This window comes from Bradyrhizobium sp. 23 (genome assembly GCF_023073295.1).
In the GTDB taxonomy this organism is placed as follows: Bacteria; Pseudomonadota; Alphaproteobacteria; order Rhizobiales; family Xanthobacteraceae; genus Bradyrhizobium; species Bradyrhizobium canariense_D.
Map to the genome: position 1 here is coordinate 45,584 of NZ_JADPJF010000034.1, position 259 is coordinate 45,842.

Consider the following 259-nt stretch of genomic DNA (forward strand, 5'->3'; position numbering starts at 1 on the left):
TGCCGGCCTCTAACGTGCCGGTATCATTGAGCACGCCGAGCGCTCGCGCGCCTTCGCGGGTGACACCCACAAGGCACTCGGCCACATTCATCCGGAACAGCGTCGCGCCCATGTTCATGGCGAGCAGCAGCGAGGTCAGCGGCGAGCTGCCCGGATTGCAGTCGGTCGCGAGCGCCATGGCAACGCCGTGCTTGCGGAACGCCTCGACCGGCGGTTTTTGCGTCTCGCGGATGAAGTAGAAGGCGCCGGGCAGAAGCAC

The 259-nt window shown here is 66.4% G+C and carries 1 pseudogene; it reads right to left on the reverse strand.

The window, feature by feature from the left end:
- Positions 1-259: pseudogene (locus tag IVB32_RS05285) on the reverse strand (amidohydrolase family protein); the annotation flags it as partial.